Consider the following 16,596-nt stretch of genomic DNA (forward strand, 5'->3'; position numbering starts at 1 on the left):
GCGCTCGTCGACGCGCTTTCCGATCCCGACCCCGTCACGATCGAGGTCGACGGCGAGGAGGACCTGGCCGCGCTGCCGGCGATCCTGGCCACATCCGACGGCGCGAGCGTCGTGTACGGCCAGCCCGGCGAGGGAATGGTTCGGGTCGAGGTCACACCGGAGAGTCGACGCACCGCCCGCGAACTGTTCGAGGCGCTCGAGGGGAACGTCGACGCCGGGTTCGACGCGCTCGGGCTGTCCGGATCGGGTTCGACGGATGACTCTCGATAGCTCGATGAACGACCCTCGATAGCGGCTCGGGATGCCGATCCAGTTCGGAGCGCGGGGTCCGTACTGAAGCGATCCACCGAAGCGAATCGATCCACCGAAGCGGAAGTGTTCAGACCGGATCGATCGGCTTCGAATCGAGTCGAGAATCGCCGTACTGGAGCGGGGGCGTCTCGTCTGCCGCTCGGTTTTCCACTGGAAAGCAAGGGGTTCGAACGACGGGACGTGGACCGAACCACCGAACCGCCGAAACGACGGATCGCCGAACGGGCGGGACGACCGTTCGGACGGCCCTCCACCCGCTTCGAAATCCTTTTACAGCGTTCGGGGGGTAGTACACGTAACTGAACTATGGACGTCGACATCATTTCCGAGGAAGAAAACCCCATGTTGCACCGAACCGACATCCGCTTCGAGACGGTCCACGAGGAGGCGACCCCCTCCCGTCTCTCGGTCCGTGACTCGCTTGCCGCCAAGCTCGACAAGGCCTCCGAGGAGGTCGTCGTCCACGAACTCGACACGAAGTTCGGGATGCGCAAGACGGTCGGATACGCGAAGGTGTACGACTCCGCGGCGGACGCCCTCGACGTCGAGCAGGACTACATGCTCGAGCGGAACAAGATCGGTGCCGACGGCGACGACGGCGAAGAGGCCTGAGACGTCGACCGAATGCGGGTTCTCGGTATCGAGGGAACGGCGTGGTGTGCGAGCGCCGCCCTCCACGACGCCGAGACCGGCTCGACGGTAATCGAATCCGATCCCTACGAACCCGATAGCGGCGGCATTCACCCGCGCGAGGCGGCGGAGCACATGTCGGAGGCCATCCCGCGGGTGGTCGAAACGGTGCTGGACGCCGCCGAGGCGGAGTACGGTCCGAACGCGATAGACGCCGTCGCCTTCTCGCGAGGACCCGGGCTCGGTCCGTGTCTCCGGACGATCGGGACCGCCGCACGGGCGCTCTCGGGCGCGCTCGACGTTCCGCTCGTCGGCGTCAATCACATGGTCGCCCATCTCGAGATCGGCCGCCACGAGTCGGGGTTCTCCAACCCGGTGTGTCTGAACGCGTCGGGCGCGAACGCCCACCTGCTCGGCTACCACGACGGACGGTATCGAGTCCTCGGCGAGACCATGGACGCCGGCGTCGGCAACGCGATCGACAAGTTCACCCGACACGTCGGGTGGACCCATCCCGGCGGACCGAAGGTCGAGGCCGCGGCCGCGGAGGTCTCGGGAACCGATCGGGATTCAGATCCGGCCGACCTGCTCGATCTGCCGTACGTGGTCAAGGGAATGGACTTCTCGTTTTCGGGGATCAGCTCGGCCGCGAACGACGCGTACGACGACGGCGAGCCGGTTGAGAAGATCTGTTTTTCGCTCCAGGAACACGTCTTCGCCATGCTCACGGAGGTCTCGGAGCGAGCGCTCTCGCTGACCGGTGCCGACGAACTCGTATTGGGCGGGGGCGTCGGCCAGAACGACCGGCTCCGCGAGATGCTCGAAACGATGTGTGCGGCCCGCGGCGCGGCGTTTCACGCGCCCGACCCGCGGTACCTCCGCGACAACGCCGGAATGATCGCGGTGCTGGGCGCGAAGATGGCGGCCGCGGGCGACACGCTCGCGATCCGCGATTCGCGTATCGATCCGAACTTCCGGCCGGATCAGGTGCCCGTGACGTGGCGGAACGACGAGTCGTCCGTCGCCCGACTCGGAACCGGAAGCGAAAACGACCTCGAGAGCGAGGGCGACCGCGACCGTCGAGGGGCCGAGGCGGTCGTGGAAGTGAGATACGCCGACACCGACACGGATGACACCTCCGGGATCGGCTCCATCGGAACGATGGTCGACGGGCCGGTAGTCCGGAAGCGTCGGATCCCGAAGGAGTACCGACACCCGGCGTTGGACCGCTCGCTTCGGCGGGAGCGAACCGTCGCCGAGGCCCGGTTGACGAGCGAGGCGCGGCGAGCGGGGGTCCCGACCCCCCTCGTGTACGACGTCGACGTATCGGAGTCGACGTTGACCCTCCAGTACGTCGGGGAACGCGATCTGGCGAGGCTTCTCCGCGGGGGAGACGGGGAGGGGGCCGATCGGACGGGGAGAGATCGGACTGGAGGAGATCGGACGGAAGCGGATCGGACGGTACGAGCGGTCCGGTCCGTGGGACGACACCTCGCGCGACTCCACAGGGCGGGGTTCGTTCACGGCGATCCAACGACCCGAAACGTCAGGGTCGGAAACGAGAACGTCAGGGTCGGAAGCGAAAACGTCTGGGTCGGAGACGGCGAGTCCGGTTCCGGAAGAACCCGTGGTCGGACGTACCTCATCGACTTCGGTCTGGGATATCACACCGGACACGTCGAGGATCACGCGATGGATCTCCACGTGTTCGAGGGGTCGGTGACCGCGACGGCGACGGATCCCGATCGGCTCATCGACGCGTTCGAGGAGGGGTATCGAGAGGTGGGAGAGGAGGCGGTCCTCGATCGGCTTCGCGAGGTCCGGGGTCGAGGTCGGTATCGCTGAGCGGATCGCCGTCGACACGGTTTTTATGCCCGGCGCGTGACGTACGGGTATGGGAGACAAACCGTCGTCGGGAGAGATACTCGGGATCCCGTACAACTTCGATCGACCGAGCCTCGGTCGGCTCCTCTCGTCGTACTGGCAGCCAGACAAGGGAATGTTGGTCGAGAAGCCGTTCGGGATCGGTTACACGCTGAACCTCGCGAACTGGCGTTCGTGGGTCGTTCTCGCGGTCGCCGGCGGGCTCTACTGGCAACAGAAGGGTTCGGAAACGACCGGGACCGGATCGAGCGAATCCGAGAGCGAGGGCGCCGGCCCCGTCGAAGTGATCGTTGACGACGATTGAGATCCCGGGCCGGAGCTGACGATCCGAGTGGTTTCTCATCAGGTCGATTTGAGCATCGGCACGGTCGAACCGGCCCGGAACGGACGGGAAGCGATCCGGCGATCGGTCCGATGATGATCCGGAGACCCGTCGGACGGGACCCGGAAACTTATGACCGGAAGCCGCCAAATCCGGCGTGATGGACCCCGAAGATCGGCCGGCGTCAAGCGGTGACGGTTCACCCGTCGACGACCCGGGCGATGGCGGATCTACTACCGATGATCCGATCGATGAGGACTCAGTCGGTGATGGCTCGGCCGATGATGAGACGATCGAGACCGATCCGATCGACGATGGTCCGATCGACGACGATTCGAGCGACGACGTACCAACCGCGAAAGCCGGAGTCGCTGACGACGAGGGGCCGGGACTGCCCTACCGGTTCCGTCACGACGTGGAGGGGCCGCTCATGTGGCTCCGGGAGATGCTCTCCAGCGTGGCGGTCGTGCTCCTGATCGGATTGATCCTGTTCGCGGTGAGCGGGGTGTGGCCGCCGATGGTCGCGGTCGAGTCGGCGAGCATGGAGCCAAACATGAAAACCGGCGACCTCGTGTTCGTCACCGAACCCGGACGGCTCGCACCCGACGTCGCCGACAACGACCTCGGGGTCGTGACCCACGAGACGGGCGAGGAGAGCGATTACCGAACGTTCGGCGAATACGGCTCGGTCGTGATCTATCAACCTCCCGGGAGACAGGCGTCGCCGATCATCCACCGCGCGATGTTTCACGTCGAGGAGGGCGAGAACTGGTACGCTCGGGCCGACGATCGATTCCATAACGCCGACGACTGCGCGGAACTCCGCAACTGTCCCGCGCCGCACGCCGGGTTCGTCACCCTCGGCGACAACAACCGCCAGTACGACCAGGCCAACGGGCTCGCCGAGCCCGTGGCCGCCGAATGGGTCACCGGGGTCGCCAGGGTCCGAGTGCCGTACCTCGGATACGTCCGGCTGATCGCGACTGGACAGGCGGAAGTCAGCGACGTGCTCGGGACCGTCGTCGTGTCGCCGTCGACCGGATACGGGACCGAGGAGATCCGAGCGTCGGACGGGACGGCCGGTTCCGTCGCCGCGTGACTGGCCGTCAGTTATCGAATCGAGCCTGAACGAACGGTTGTGCGTTCTCGATGTCGCCGAGCCGCGAGTCCGAGAGGAGGACCGCCTCGGTCTCTTCGACTGGAACCGACAGCCCCATCTCCTTGGTTCGGCCGTAGCGTCCCTTCGAGACGACGACCGCGTTGACGATCCCCAGCATGTCGAGCTCGCTGATGAGGTCGGTGACGCGGCGCTGAGTGAGCACGTCGGCGTCGATCTCCTCACAGAGCCGCTTGTAGATGTTGAACACCTCGCCGGTGTTGATGTTGTGGACGCCGTTCTTCTCGAGGAGGATCACGGCGAAGAGGACGATCTTGCTCTGGGTCGGGAGGGTTCGAACCACCTCCACGACGCGGTCGAGTTCGATCTTGTCCTGGGCCTGCCGAACGTGTTTCTCGGCGACGATCTCGGCTTGGGAACGTTCGGCGAGCTCGCCTGCGGTCCGAAGGAGATCGAGTGCACGACGCGCGTCCCCGTGTTCCTGGGCGGCGAAGGCGGCACAAAGCGGGATCACGTCGTCGGTGAGCGCGTCCCCCTTGAACGCGATGTCGGCGCGGTGTTGGAGGATGTCGCGGAGCTGGTTAGCGTCGTACGGGGGGAAGACTATCTCCTCCTCGCCGAGGCTGGATTTGACCCGCGGGTCGAGGAAGTCGGTGAACTTCAGGTCGTTCGAGATCCCCATGATCGAGATGCGGGAGTTGTCGAGCTCGGAGTTCATCCGCGAGAGGTTGTACAGGGTGTCGTCGCCGCTCTTCTCGACGAGTTTGTCGATCTCGTCGAGCATGATGACGACTACGCGCTCGTGGTAGTCGACCGCGTCGAAGAAGGTCGTGTACACGCGGTCGGTCGGCCACCCGGTCATCGGCACTTCCTCCATCTCCTCGGCGTCGGCTTCGAGCTCGTCGATCCGATCGTCGAGTTCGGCGAGGGTGTCGAATTCAGTTCCGGCGAGGAGCGCCCCTTCGTCGAGCACATCGTCTCGCGCGTCCGCGCGAATCGATTCGTATTGCTCGAGTCTGTCGGCGATGACCGCTTGGTTCTTTTCGATGAACGTGTTTGCGAGCTGTGCGAGGACCCGGTACTGGGTGTCGGTCACCTCACAGTTGATGTATTCGACTTCACACGGGACGTCGTACTTCTGGGAGGTCGACTCGAGTTCCTGTGAGACGAACTTCGCGGAGGCGGTCTTTCCCGTCCCGGTCTTCCCGTAGATGAGGATGTTCGAGGGGGTTTCTCCCCGGAGCGCCGAGACGAGAATCGTCGCCATTCGGTTGATCTGATCGTTTCGGTGAGGGAGCTCGTGGGGAGTGTAGGAGGGCCGGAGAACCTCCTTGTTCTCGAATATCGGTTCCCCCGAGAGGAGGTCGTCGAACAGTCCTTGATTGTCGTCGTCGTTGTCGAGGACGACGCCGTCGAAATCGACGTCCGGCGACGATCGGTCGCGACCTCCCTTCCCGAGGCTCGTAGCTTCCGAATCGACGTCGTCCGTCGCGTTCGATTCCGTGTCGTCTGTGGGATTCGGGTCGGCCGTGGGGGTCGGGTCAGCCGCGGGGTCCGGATCGACCGTGGCATCTGAATCGGTCGAATCAAGGGAGTCGTCAAGGGGATCGTTGAGAGACGACTCCGAGACGCGTTCCGGATCGTCGTGAGGCTGTGACGAGGATCGTTCCCACGAAGTATGGTCCGAGTCGTCGCTGTCACTCGATTCCCCGCTGCCGTCGGCCCGCGGTGTGTGGTCGCCTTCGTCCATGTGAACCCCCCTGTTTCAGGTGGAATGTGGTGATGTAAGTGCGCTGTTACACCGTCTCCGGCCTGAAACGCGAATACGTGGTCGAAGCCGAGAACGACCACGTCCAGTTGATACAGTGGAACCAGACGAAGAGGTGGTACTAAAGTGTTCCTCTCTGGAGTTGAAACGGTCCCCCGTGGTTCGTGGGATCGCGTGACCGATGAACGGATAGCCGATCTCGTCCGACGAATTCGGGTCACGTCGACTTCGATATCGGCTTCGATATCGAGTTTGTTGTCGTTCTCTATCCTGACCCCCCAACCCCTTCGTTTCGTGTGGAACGGTGAGATAGGAGGGTGGGGTGAGAGATCGGTCACTATTTACCAAAGGATTTATAATATGATAGCCGAAAAGGTACCCTCGACAGTCCCTTCCAGTTTATTTGTTTGTATAGATCTATTATTTTATAATATCCTTCCCGATATTATTTCCAGAACTCGATCGGGCCGAACCGCCGTCGGTATCGTCCACCGGGATCCCACATCGCCTCCGGCCGTTCCACACGAAACAAAGGGGTGGGGGGTGAGATCGGATCTCGACCCCTGAAAGATAACGGTCGATGCCAATGGTTTTACCATATAGTAAGCAGAGTACACACAACATATGAGTACACTACGCACGAGTTCGTTTCGTATGGGTAGACAACACACGAGGCTGTCTCACACGTGGATGGTGTTTCGATGACCGAGAGTACGGACGGGAAGATCCTCGAGGGCGTAACGGTCCTCGATCTCTCGACGTTCGTCACCGGCGGATTCTGCTCGGCGATGCTGGCGAACCAGGGCGCGGAGGTCGTCAAGATCGAACAGCCGGGATACGGCGACGCAGTCCGACACTCCGGGCCGCCCTTCATCAAGGGCGAATCGCCCTACTACTGGACGCTGAGCTACGGAAAGAAGAGCCTCGAACTCGACCTGAAGAACCCCGACGCCAAGGAAGCTCTGTACGAACTCGTCGAGGAGGCCGACGTCTTCATCCAGAACTTCCGTCCCGGAACCGCGGAACGACTCGACGTCGACTACGAGACGCTCACCGATCACAACGAGGACTTGATCTATCTCGCCATCTCCGCGTTCGGTCAGACGGGCCCGTGGAGCGAGCGATCGGGATACGACCTCCTCATTCAGGGAATGAGCGGGATCATGAGCGTCACGGGCGAGGAGGGTCGCCAGCCGGTGAAGGTCGGGCTTCCCATGACGGACCTCATCACGGCGATGTGGGCGGCGTTCGGCGCGACGACCGCGCTGTACCGCCGTGAACGAACGGGCCAGGGCGAGTACATCGACCTCGGCATGCTGGAGGCGGCCCTCCCGTGGCTCACCAAGCAGGCGGGGATGGTCTTCGCGGGCGAGGAGACGAAGCGGATGGGGACGAAGGATCCCGTGCTCGCTCCCTACCAGACCTTCGAGACGAAGGACGGGTTCATCAACATCTGTATCCTCAACGAGAAGCTCTGGGGTGAACTCTGTGAGGCGCTGGACCGCCCCGATCTCCCGGAGGACGAGCGTTTCGAGATGAACGCCGATCGCGTCGGGCATCTCGAGGAGCTCGAAGCCGAGATCGAGGCGACGCTCGCCGAGAAGACGACGGACGAGTGGATCGAGGTCATCGCGGAGGACGCGGGGGTACCGGCCGGTCCGGTGTACAGCGTCGAGGAGGCCCTCAATAGCCCACAGATCGAGGCACGCGGGACGATCACCGAGATCGAACACCCCGAACTCGGCGAGGTTCCCGTGATCGAGCACCCGCTCAAGTTCCGCAACGCGGACAGCGGCTTCGAACTCCCGCCGCCGCTTCTCGGCGAACACAACCGCGAGGTGTTCCGCGAGCACGGCTACTCCGAAGACGAGATCGATCGGCTCGCGGAACTCGGCGTCTTCGGGGAGGACGTAGACGAGTGAGTGACCGAGAAGACGAGTAAGCGACGGAGATCGGTCTCGGCTACTCGATCCGTTCTGATCTCCGGTCCTCGGTCCGCTCCAGCGAGTCGAGGATGAACTCGTCCATCGCCTTCCGTGCCTCCTCGGGAGCGTCCTCGTGTCCCAACGATATCCGCCGCCCGCGGGCGGAGTGGATCACGTCGGTGATGAGCTGTCCCATTCGTTCGGCGTCGACGTCCCGGAAGATGCCTTTCTCGATCCCGTCCTCGACGACTTCGACGATGCTGCCGCGGATCCGGTCGTAGTGTTCGTTGAACACCTCGCGGTGGTCGCCGTCGTTCTGCGCCTGGGTGTACAGCTCGTGGTACACCTTCATCCGGTCCCAGTGGCCGAACTGCTCGAACTCGGGACCGAACAGACACTGGTCGATCCGCGCGCGCAGTTCGGTCCGCGGATCGGCGTCACACTCGACGACCACGCTGCCCTCGTACTGGTCGATGATGTGCTCGAGGAACGAGGACAGCAGGTCGTATTTCCCGTCGAAGTGATAGTGGATCACCTGTCGCGTGAGGTCCATCTCCTCGCCGATGTCGCGCATCCGCAGGTCCTTGTACCCGTGTTTGCTCAGCGCGCGAAAGGTCGCTTCCATGATGACTTCCTTGGTGTCCTTGGAGGAGACGGTCTCGTCGACGGCGTCCTCGTCGGGATCGCCGGACGATTCGGAAGAAGATTCCCTCGACGACTCGGAAAGGGATCCGCCCGACGACTCGGAAGAGGACCCGCCCGACGGATCGCCGGATCTCGCACCCGAGGGATCGTCCGATGACTCGCTCATACCCGTACTCTACGTGTGAGGTACATAATACGATTGCTCCGCAGAATCCAGTACCTATCCGTTCGGTGGGTTCGACGACCATCCCATCACTCGGGCTTTACCGCCCAGTAAACTTTTAACCTCTTGGTCAAATCCTATTATCGAACATGACACAAACGATCGTACGGAACGGGACCGTCGTCTCGCTGGATCCCGACGTGGGGGATCTCGACGAGGCCGACGTCCTGATCGAGGACGGCGAGATCGTCGAGGTCGGGACCGGACTGTCGGCGTCGAACGCCGAGGAGATCGACGCCTCGGACCACATCGTCATCCCCGGCCTCGTCGACTCGCACATTCACCTCGCACAGACCCAGGTCAGGGGGATCGCCGGGGACTGGTCGCTCATGGGCGAGTATTTCGATCACATGCTCGGCAACATCACCGGGCTCTACCGACCCGAGGACATGTACCTCGGCGGCCTCTTCGGGGCGTTCGAGAAGCTCCATACCGGAACGACCACGGCGCTTGACTGGTCGTACCCCAACACGCTCGAACACGGCGAACGAGCCGTCGACGCGCTGCAGGACGCCGGCCTACGCGCGGTGTACACCTACGGCCCGCCGGGCGACGACGCGGCGAAGTGGTGGTACGAGAGCGACGTCGGTCTCCCCGAGGAGAAGATCCGCGAACTCCACGAGGAGAAGATCCGGGACGACGATCTCCTCAGCCTCGCGCTCGGACTCCGCGGGCCGGACTTCTGTACCGACGAGACTGCCCGCGGCGACCTGGAACTGGCGCGCGATCTGGGCGTGCTCTCGACCATCCACATGGGTGCCGCGTTGTGGCCCTCCTCCGTTTACGGCGACGACTACCAGGGCTTCGGCTGCCTCGAAGACCTGCTCGGTCCCGACGTCAACGTCGCCCACGGGAACCACTTCTCACAGGACGACGTCGACCACGCCGTCGAGCAGGGGGTCTCCTTCTCGTCGACGCCCGAGGTCGAGATGCAGATGGGCCACGGCATCCCCGTCACCGGGAAGGTGTTGGAGGCGGGCGGCCGCCCGGCGTGGGGCGTGGACGTCTGCTCGAACGTCAGCGGCGACATGGGCAGCCAGATGCGGATCGGCATGCAGCTCCAGCGGATGTTCGACAACCAGGCGGTCCTCGAGGGCGACGAGGAGGTCACCGAAGTGAGCATCTCCGCGCGCGACACCCTCGAGATGGCTACGATCGAGGGCGCCAAAGCCCTCGACATGGCCGACGAGATCGGTACGATCACGCCCGGCAAGCGCGCCGACCTCGTGTTGATCGACGCCTCGGACTTCATGACCGCTCCCTCGCACTCCCCCGTCCAGACGGTAGTGTTCCAGTCCGACCCCTCGCACATCGACATCGTCCTCGTCGACGGCGAGGTCGTCAAACGCGACGGCGAGCTGACGAACCCCAAGCTTCACGAGGAGTTCGACCGGTTCGTCGCCTCCGGCGAGCGCCTCCTCGAGGAGGCCGGCATCGAGCTGTAATCGCCCGAACCGACACGAACTATAACCGCCCGAACCGACACGAACTATAACCGCCCGAACCGACACGAGCTTAACCACCCGAACCGACACGAAACCGTCGAGCGGAACTCGACTTACTCACCACACCTCACATGCGAATCGGACAATACCGGACGACGGACGACGAATCACTCTGGAGCGGCGTCGCCACCGACGACGGCGTGGTCGACCTCGCGACCGCGGGGACGGCCGCCGGCCTCGACCTCGCCCCGAAGACCACGGACCTGCTGGCCGACTGGGAGTGGCGCCGGAAGGCCGACCTCGCCGTGGAGTACGCCGAGGAGACCGGCGTCGGGCTCCGTGATCCCGCCGACCTCGACCGCGCCGCCCCCGTCGACGACCCGCAGAAGGTCGTCTGCGTCGGGTTGAACTACCGCGACCACGCCGAGGAGGGCGACAACCCCATCCCCGACGAACCCGTCCTCTTCTCGAAGTTCCCGACCTCGGTGGTCGGCCCGGAAGACGCGGTCCGGTGGGATCCGGACTACACCGAGAAGGTCGACTACGAGGCCGAACTCGTCGCCGTGATCGGCGAGGAGACTCGCCGGGTCGACCCGGACGACGCCCTCGATCACGTCGCCGGCTTCACCGTCGGTAACGACGTCTCCGCGCGCGACCTCCAGCACGGCGACGGTCAGTGGGTCCGCGGGAAGAGCCTCGACACGTTCGCGCCGATCGGTCCCGACCTCGTCACGACCGACGAGATCGATGACGCCCACGACCTCGAGATCTTCGCCGAAGTGAACGGCGAGCGGCTCCAGGAATCGACGACTGCGAACCTCATCTTCGGCGTGGACGAACTGGTCTCGTTCTGTAGTCAGGCGTTCACGCTCGAACCCGGCGACTTGGTGTTCACGGGGACGCCGCCCGGCGTCGGCGTCTACCGCGAGCCGCCGGTGCTGCTCGGCGACGGCGACACCGTGACGATCGGCGTCGAGGGCGTCGGCGAGCTGACGAACGACTGTGTGACGGAGTAGTCGGTTCGCGATTCCGCGTTTCTGTACGGTTTCTTGGAGATCGGATCGAAACGCCGACCGAGACCGCCGAAGCCCCAGCCGGGAGGCGGGCAGGGGCGACGCAAGCACCGCAGCGAGCAACGCGAGCGAGGAGCACAGCGAGGGTCTGCCCGCCTCCCGGCTGCCCCTTCGAGTCCCGCCCCGCACCGTACAGCCTCACACCTCCCCAGCCTCGCGGCTCGCTCGGAGCTCCCTCCGGTCGCCCCTTCACTCCCCGCGTCCCTCGCGCGGGCTCCTCGCGGCCGCCTTCGACGACCGCTCGGAGGCACGCGCCACCGCATCGGGGATCGCTACCTCCGCCGCGGACCACTCACTCGGCCAGCCCGAACACGTCGCGCGGGTTCTCGTACACCACGGTCCGGATGTCGTCGACGTCGATCCCGTAGCGGTACAGCTCGAAGATCGCGCGTTTCACGGCGTAGGGATCGGTCCGGAGGACGTTCGCGCAGTCGGTGTCGATCATGATCCGCTCGGGGCCGTACTCGTCGATGGCGTCCGCCACGTCGGCGGCGTCGACCCCGATAAGCCACGAGTGGCCGATGGTGAAACTCAGGTAGCAGTCGGTCTCGTCCATCAGGTAGGCGGTGTTGTTCGCGTCCGCGTGCGAGGCCACGACGCGTTCCTCGTCGAGCCCGGCGTCCCGTGCCGCAGCGACGTCCCGCTGGACGGCCTCCAGCGCCGGGTTCTCCCCGTCGAGGACGGGGTCCGCGCCGAGTCCGGCGTTCTTCTCGTAGCCCGGCGTGACGCCGAGTCCGTCCCGGTAGTCGCGCTTCGACTCCGTCGACGTGTTCGGCGTGTGGAGGAGGACCGGGAGGTCGTGGTCGTTCGCGATCTCCATCTGCGCCCCGACGACCGCCTGCTGTTCGTCGACGTCCCACCGTTCGACGTGCTGGCCCGGCGTCACGCCGGTCTCGCCGACGGCGACGACCTCCTCCAGCGCGCAGTAGTCGTCCATCGCCGCGAGCAGGTCGTCGGGGTCTTCGATCCGGACGCCGGTGTGGATCCCGAGCCCGAGTTTCGCCTCGAAGAAGTGGTTTCGCTCGATCGCCGTCCGGCGGTTGATCGCGTCGTCCCACAGGAAACGGACGTCGCTCGCCTCGACGGGCTTGTACGGGGTCCAGTGATACCCCGACGAGACCATCATCATCGAGCGGCAGCCCGAGAGGGCGTAGCGCTCGCGGTCGCTCCACGAGAGCGTGTGCGCGTGGTTGTGGGGATCGATCCATGGGAGGTTGAGGAGCTCCGTCGGGAGGTCGAGGTCGGCTCGCCGGTCGGGGTCGGCCCGGCGATCGGGGTCGACTCGCCGATCGAGATCGAGTTCCTGGAGACGGTCGGCGTCGGTCGGTCGCGTGGTGGGGTAGCGTTGACTCATGAGATCCCGTCGTCTCCCGAGTTGTATCCCCCGGTACTTAGCGTTTTACAGATTGGTAAAACTTTATTATGCGGCCGACTCACACTCGAGTATGCCACTGTTGATCGGGACAGATTCCGGTCTGTACCGAGTCGCCGACGTACCGTTCGACCGCGACGATCTCGAACCCGTCCTCGATTGCGGTGTCGTCACCGCAGTGAAGTCGTGGGACCACACGGAGGGGGTGTTCGTCGCCTCCTCGACGGGTGCGTTCCGCTCCCTTGACGGCGGCCAGACGTGGACCGACCTGGAGGTCCCGCTCGGCGATCGCTTCTGGCACGCCGGGCAAAGCGAGGTGTGGTCGATCCTCGCAACGGCCGACGGAGCGCTGTATGCCGGCACGAACGACCCGTATCTGTTCCGGTCGGTCGACGGGGGAGAGACGTGGGTCGAGCAGAAGGGGTTCCGCGAGCTCCCCTCCCGCGGCCACTGGGAGTCGCCCATCGACCCCCACTACGCTCGCCTCCGCGCGCTCGAGACCGTTCCGGGCCGCCCCGAACACCTCATCGCGGGCGTCGAGGCCGGCGGGATCCACGTCAGCCGCGACGGCGGGCGGACGTGGACCGACCGTCGCGACGCCATCGTCGACGACGTTCATCAGATCCTGCCCGTCTCCGAGGACGTCTGGCTGGCGGCGACCGGCTACCTCGACCACGACTTGGAGAACCTCGGGCTCGGCCACGCGGTCGGTGAGGGCGGGCTCTGGCGGACGACCGACGCCGGCGAGTCGTGGAGTCGGCTCGACGTCGGCAGCGACTTCTCGTACGTCCGGCGCGTGTTCGTCCACGACGGTCGGGTGTTCTATTGTGGCGGCGAGGAGGCTCCTCCGGCGTGGGTGAACGACGACCACGAAGCGGCGCTGTTCGAGTCGACGAACTTCGGCCGCGACTTCGAGCGCGTCCCGTTCCCCGGAGAGCCACACGAGGTCGTCGAGACGTGGGCGGTCCACGACGGCGACGTGATCTGCGGGTCCGGGCTCTTCGACGTCCCCGACCAGCGCGACGACGTCGAGGGCCGGATCATGCGTCGCACCGACCGCGGGACCGACGACGGCCCGACCTACGAGACGGTCGGTCGAGTCGACGCCAACGTCAGCCGGATCGAGGTGGTGTGAATGGGCGACGAGCCATCCGCGGAGTCGGAGTCCACTCGCGACCCGCCCTCGCTACTCGGTCGGTCGCTGTACGGCGGCGTGCTCGCGTACATGGCCGTCGACGGCTTCAGAAACAACGAAAAGCGCGTCGCGGTCGCGGAAGAGAAGGGCGTCCCGATGCCGGACGTCCTCGTCCCGTTCGTCACCGGAATGCTGTTCGTCGCCAACCTCGGGATCGTCCTCTGGCGGCTCCCGCGGGCCGCCGCGGGCGCACTCGTCGTCTTCTTCCTCGGGACGACGCCCGCGATCCACGACTTCTGGAACATGGAGGGGAAGGAGCGCCATGGAAACAAGATCAACTTCCTGAAGAACCTCGCGCTGCTCGGTGCCGCCTTCGTCCTCCTCGACGCCGCGAGCGACGAGGAGTGATCCGTTCGTTCGACGGGGAGTGATCGGTTCGACCGCAATCGAGGGCGAGCGATCGGTCGGGTCATCGGGCCTCGCTCCCTCGCACCGGTCGCGTTTCGACCCCCCGATTTCGGACTCGTTCGGCGGCGACGTGACGGATCATCCGCGTCTGACGCAGTTGTTAAGTGAAAGGGGCGTGGATTCCACGTCATACCCCACGCGCCTGGGATCACATGACGCGACGCACGGGCCGTTTGGGAAAACACCACACCAAGTGGAGATCAGGATGGGACTGTTAACGAACCTCAGAGACAGCATATCGCGGGTCACGGACGGACTGTTCGCGGCCGACGAGCCCAAGCGGATCGGGATCTACGGGCCGCCGAACGCCGGGAAAACGACCCTCGCGAACCGCATCGCGCGCGACTGGACCGGCGACGCCGTCGGGCCCGAGAGCCACATCCCCCACGAAACTAGGCGGGCCCGCCGGAAGGAGAACGTCGAGATCGAACGGAACGGCCGGAAGGTCACGATCGACATCGTCGACACGCCCGGCGTGACGACGAAGGTCGACTACAAGGAGTTCCTCGACCACGACATGGACAAGGAGGACGCGGTCCGGCGCTCTCGGGAGGCGACCGAGGGCGTCGCGGAGGCCATGCACTGGCTCCGCGAGGACGTCGACGGGGTCATCTACGTGCTCGATTCCACGACGGATCCGTTCACGCAGGTGAACACGATGCTCATCGGGATCATCGAATCGCAGGACCTCCCGGCGCTCATCCTCGCGAACAAGACGGACCTCCCCGGATCGGACGTCCAGCAGATCGCCAACGCGTTCCCCCAACACGAGACGATACCCCTGTCGGCGTTGGAGGGCGAGAACATGGACGAAGTGTACACGAAGATCGCGGAGTACTTCGGATAATGCCGGGTGCTACCCCAGACGTCGACGGGAACGACGACCCCGCCGACGACGGCGTCCGCATCGACATGATAAGCGGGGCCCGGATGGAGGGGCTCACCAGCATGGAGAAGATCCGGCTCATCCTCGACGGGGTCCGCGACGGCAACATCGTCATCCTCGAGGAGGGGCTCTCGCCCGACGAGGAGTCCAAACTCATCGAGGTGACGATGACCGAGATCAGCCCGGACGACTTCACCGGGATCGAGATCGAGACGTACCCCAAACCGGAGTCGGGAAACCAGAGCTTTCTGGATAAGCTGATGGGACGGGAATCCACACAGAAACTCACCGTCATCGGTCCGGCGAACCGGATCGAGACGCTCCACAAGGACGAGAACCTCATCAGCACCCTCGTCTCCAGAAAATAATGCCTCACCAGTGTATCGAGTGCGGTCGGACGTTCCCCGACGGCTCGAAGGAGATGCTCTCCGGCTGTCCCGACTGTGGCGGCAACAAGTTCCAGTTCAAACCCGGCGGCGCGGCGGAATCGAAGCCTTCCGCCGAACCCTCCGCCGGTTCCGCTTCGTCCGCCGGTTCCGCTTCGTCCGCCGATTCCGGTCCGGCTACCGGCTCCGCTCCACCCGCCGACTCCGAGCCGACCACGGATCCCGAATCCGCCCCCGATTTCAACTCGAGGTCGGGATCCGGTACCGGGGACGCATCGACCGGGTCGTCCGACTCGGTCGATGCGAACCGTTCACCCGACCCGGCCGGCGATCCGGATCTCGACCCCGCCGATCGACGCCCGGAACGCGAGACGCCATCGGATGCGACGTCATCGGACACGAGGGAGCCGGCCACGACGGATCCGGTCGATGGCGACGCCGAACGCATCGACGACGGAGAGGCGGAGGACTCCGCACAGGCGAGCGCCCGATCCGACGTCGTTTCCCCCGACGAACTCGACCGCGCGGCTCGAGAGACTGAACCCTCGGAAGCGGGATCGGAGTCGGTGGAACCGCCGGCGTCACAGCCGGGCGTCGACGAGCTCCGCGACGAGCTCAACGAGCAGTTCGAGAGCATCCGGATCGTGAGCCCCGGTCAGTACGAGCTCAACCTGATGGAGCTGTACGACCGCCAGGAGTACATCATCTCGCTTCAGGAGGACGGCCGATACGTCATCGAGATGCCGGACGCCTGGGGCGTCACGGACGAGTAGAGGGCGCGAGGTCGTCCGTTCGCGACGATCGGGCTCCAGCCGAGGTGTTTTTGCGTCTGATTTCCCGTGAACTCGCCGTTATATCTTGCTTGCAAGTAGTACGAATCGTTTGATCGAGAGTGAATCATTGTTGGTGCGGTGACCATCTCCAAAGCCCCAGTTGTGAGGACTCGCGCGACTCGTTGTGCTCCTCAGTCGTTCGCTACGCTCACTCTCTGCGGTGCTTACTGCG

At 64.8% G+C, this 16,596-nt stretch carries 16 protein-coding genes; 13 read left to right on the forward strand and 3 right to left on the reverse strand.

What is annotated here, in order from left to right:
- From OKW78_RS15370 to OKW78_RS15390, 5 genes are all read left to right on the forward strand, one after another.
- On the forward strand, positions 1 to 270 hold a 270-nt coding region (locus tag OKW78_RS15370; protein WP_281195941.1), incomplete at its 5' end, for a DUF359 domain-containing protein.
- A gap of 348 nt (positions 271 to 618) precedes the next feature.
- Positions 619 to 924: a 30S ribosomal protein S24e gene (locus OKW78_RS15375; protein ID WP_281195942.1), complete on the forward strand. Its 306-nt coding sequence runs from the start codon at positions 619 to 621 to the stop codon at positions 922 to 924.
- Positions 925 to 936: 12 nt separating this feature from the next.
- On the forward strand, positions 937 to 2,787 hold the full coding sequence (locus tag OKW78_RS15380; protein ID WP_281195943.1) for a bifunctional N(6)-L-threonylcarbamoyladenine synthase/serine/threonine protein kinase: 1,851 nt from the start codon (positions 937 to 939) through the stop codon (positions 2,785 to 2,787).
- 49 nt (positions 2,788 to 2,836) lie between these two features.
- Positions 2,837 to 3,130, forward strand: coding sequence for a DUF5808 domain-containing protein (locus OKW78_RS15385; RefSeq protein ID WP_281195944.1), 294 nt, complete (start codon positions 2,837 to 2,839; stop codon positions 3,128 to 3,130).
- A gap of 178 nt (positions 3,131 to 3,308) precedes the next feature.
- Positions 3,309 to 4,247 carry a S26 family signal peptidase gene (locus OKW78_RS15390; protein WP_281195945.1) on the forward strand — a complete coding sequence of 313 codons (939 nt, stop codon included), beginning with the start codon at positions 3,309 to 3,311 and terminating at the stop codon, positions 4,245 to 4,247.
- A 7-nt stretch (positions 4,248 to 4,254) separates the two neighbouring features.
- Here OKW78_RS15390 and OKW78_RS15395 read toward each other — a convergent pair whose 3' ends face one another.
- Positions 4,255 to 6,015 (reverse strand): Cdc6/Cdc18 family protein, encoded by a 1,761-nt coding sequence (locus OKW78_RS15395; protein ID WP_281195946.1) that lies wholly within the window; start codon positions 6,013 to 6,015, stop codon positions 4,255 to 4,257.
- A 719-nt stretch (positions 6,016 to 6,734) separates the two neighbouring features.
- Between OKW78_RS15395 and OKW78_RS15400 the strand changes: the two genes are divergently transcribed.
- Complete coding sequence (locus tag OKW78_RS15400; protein ID WP_281195947.1) at positions 6,735 to 7,955, forward strand: CaiB/BaiF CoA-transferase family protein; 1,221 nt, start codon at positions 6,735 to 6,737, stop codon at positions 7,953 to 7,955.
- Between the two features lie 40 nt (positions 7,956 to 7,995).
- On the opposite strand, the gene OKW78_RS15405 is transcribed toward OKW78_RS15400, so the two are convergent.
- Positions 7,996 to 8,583: a TetR/AcrR family transcriptional regulator gene (locus OKW78_RS15405; RefSeq protein WP_369335042.1), complete on the reverse strand. Its 588-nt coding sequence runs from the start codon at positions 8,581 to 8,583 to the stop codon at positions 7,996 to 7,998.
- Positions 8,584 to 8,915: 332 nt separating this feature from the next.
- Here OKW78_RS15405 and OKW78_RS15410 point away from each other — a divergent pair, with 332 nt between their 5' ends.
- Positions 8,916 to 10,271: an amidohydrolase family protein gene (locus tag OKW78_RS15410; protein ID WP_281195950.1), complete on the forward strand. Its 1,356-nt coding sequence runs from the start codon at positions 8,916 to 8,918 to the stop codon at positions 10,269 to 10,271.
- A 131-nt stretch (positions 10,272 to 10,402) separates the two neighbouring features.
- Positions 10,403 to 11,287 (forward strand): fumarylacetoacetate hydrolase family protein, encoded by an 885-nt coding sequence (locus tag OKW78_RS15415; protein WP_281195951.1) that lies wholly within the window; start codon positions 10,403 to 10,405, stop codon positions 11,285 to 11,287.
- Positions 11,288 to 11,636: 349 nt separating this feature from the next.
- Here the strand turns inward: OKW78_RS15415 and OKW78_RS15420 are convergent, their stop codons facing one another.
- On the reverse strand, positions 11,637 to 12,698 hold the full coding sequence (locus tag OKW78_RS15420; RefSeq protein ID WP_281195952.1) for a TatD family hydrolase: 1,062 nt from the start codon (positions 12,696 to 12,698) through the stop codon (positions 11,637 to 11,639).
- A gap of 91 nt (positions 12,699 to 12,789) precedes the next feature.
- On the opposite strand from OKW78_RS15420, the gene OKW78_RS15425 reads away from it, so the two are divergent.
- The 5 genes from OKW78_RS15425 to OKW78_RS15445 all read left to right on the forward strand — a co-directional run bounded on the left by OKW78_RS15425 (position 12,790) and on the right by OKW78_RS15445 (position 16,364).
- Positions 12,790 to 13,851 carry a sialidase gene (locus OKW78_RS15425; RefSeq protein WP_281195953.1) on the forward strand — a complete coding sequence of 354 codons (1,062 nt, stop codon included), beginning with the start codon at positions 12,790 to 12,792 and terminating at the stop codon, positions 13,849 to 13,851.
- The gene (locus OKW78_RS15430) at positions 13,852 to 14,259 is read left to right on the forward strand and encodes a DoxX family protein (RefSeq protein ID WP_281195954.1); all 408 of its coding nucleotides are present in this window, start codon (positions 13,852 to 13,854) and stop codon (positions 14,257 to 14,259) included.
- Positions 14,260 to 14,524: 265 nt separating this feature from the next.
- On the forward strand, positions 14,525 to 15,166 hold the full coding sequence (locus OKW78_RS15435) for an Era-like GTP-binding protein (protein ID WP_281195955.1): 642 nt from the start codon (positions 14,525 to 14,527) through the stop codon (positions 15,164 to 15,166).
- The gene (locus OKW78_RS15440; RefSeq protein ID WP_281195956.1) at positions 15,166 to 15,573 is read left to right on the forward strand and encodes a DUF2073 domain-containing protein; all 408 of its coding nucleotides are present in this window, start codon (positions 15,166 to 15,168) and stop codon (positions 15,571 to 15,573) included. Before OKW78_RS15435 ends, OKW78_RS15440 begins: the two co-directional genes overlap by 1 nt.
- Complete coding sequence (locus tag OKW78_RS15445) at positions 15,573 to 16,364, forward strand: Zn-ribbon domain-containing protein (RefSeq protein WP_281195957.1); 792 nt, start codon at positions 15,573 to 15,575, stop codon at positions 16,362 to 16,364. The genes OKW78_RS15440 and OKW78_RS15445 overlap by 1 nt, the downstream gene beginning before the upstream one ends.
- Positions 16,365 to 16,596: the final 232 nt, after the last annotated feature.

Origin of the sequence: Halorubrum sp. F4 (genome assembly GCF_027257195.1) — an archaeon.
Taxonomy (GTDB): Archaea; Halobacteriota; Halobacteria; order Halobacteriales; family Haloferacaceae; genus Halorubrum.

Bases quoted from the DNA above. Each gene is read 5' to 3' on its own strand.
- OKW78_RS15375 (WP_281195942.1), top strand. From the start codon at position 619: ATGGACGTCGACATCATTTCCGAGGAAGAAAACCCCATGTTGCACCGA.
- OKW78_RS15380 (WP_281195943.1), top strand. From the start codon at position 937: ATGCGGGTTCTCGGTATCGAGGGAACGGCGTGGTGTGCGAGCGCCGCC.
- OKW78_RS15385 (WP_281195944.1), top strand. From the start codon at position 2,837: ATGGGAGACAAACCGTCGTCGGGAGAGATACTCGGGATCCCGTACAAC.
- OKW78_RS15390 (WP_281195945.1), top strand. From the start codon at position 3,309: ATGGACCCCGAAGATCGGCCGGCGTCAAGCGGTGACGGTTCACCCGTC.
- OKW78_RS15395 (WP_281195946.1), bottom strand. From the start codon at position 6,015: ATGGACGAAGGCGACCACACACCGCGGGCCGACGGCAGCGGGGAATCG.
- OKW78_RS15400 (WP_281195947.1), top strand. From the start codon at position 6,735: ATGACCGAGAGTACGGACGGGAAGATCCTCGAGGGCGTAACGGTCCTC.
- OKW78_RS15405 (WP_369335042.1), bottom strand. From the start codon at position 8,583: ATGGAAGCGACCTTTCGCGCGCTGAGCAAACACGGGTACAAGGACCTG.
- OKW78_RS15410 (WP_281195950.1), top strand. From the start codon at position 8,916: ATGACACAAACGATCGTACGGAACGGGACCGTCGTCTCGCTGGATCCC.
- OKW78_RS15415 (WP_281195951.1), top strand. From the start codon at position 10,403: ATGCGAATCGGACAATACCGGACGACGGACGACGAATCACTCTGGAGC.
- OKW78_RS15420 (WP_281195952.1), bottom strand. From the start codon at position 12,698: ATGAGTCAACGCTACCCCACCACGCGACCGACCGACGCCGACCGTCTC.
- OKW78_RS15425 (WP_281195953.1), top strand. From the start codon at position 12,790: ATGCCACTGTTGATCGGGACAGATTCCGGTCTGTACCGAGTCGCCGAC.
- OKW78_RS15430 (WP_281195954.1), top strand. From the start codon at position 13,852: ATGGGCGACGAGCCATCCGCGGAGTCGGAGTCCACTCGCGACCCGCCC.
- OKW78_RS15435 (WP_281195955.1), top strand. From the start codon at position 14,525: ATGGGACTGTTAACGAACCTCAGAGACAGCATATCGCGGGTCACGGAC.
- OKW78_RS15440 (WP_281195956.1), top strand. From the start codon at position 15,166: ATGCCGGGTGCTACCCCAGACGTCGACGGGAACGACGACCCCGCCGAC.
- OKW78_RS15445 (WP_281195957.1), top strand. From the start codon at position 15,573: ATGCCTCACCAGTGTATCGAGTGCGGTCGGACGTTCCCCGACGGCTCG.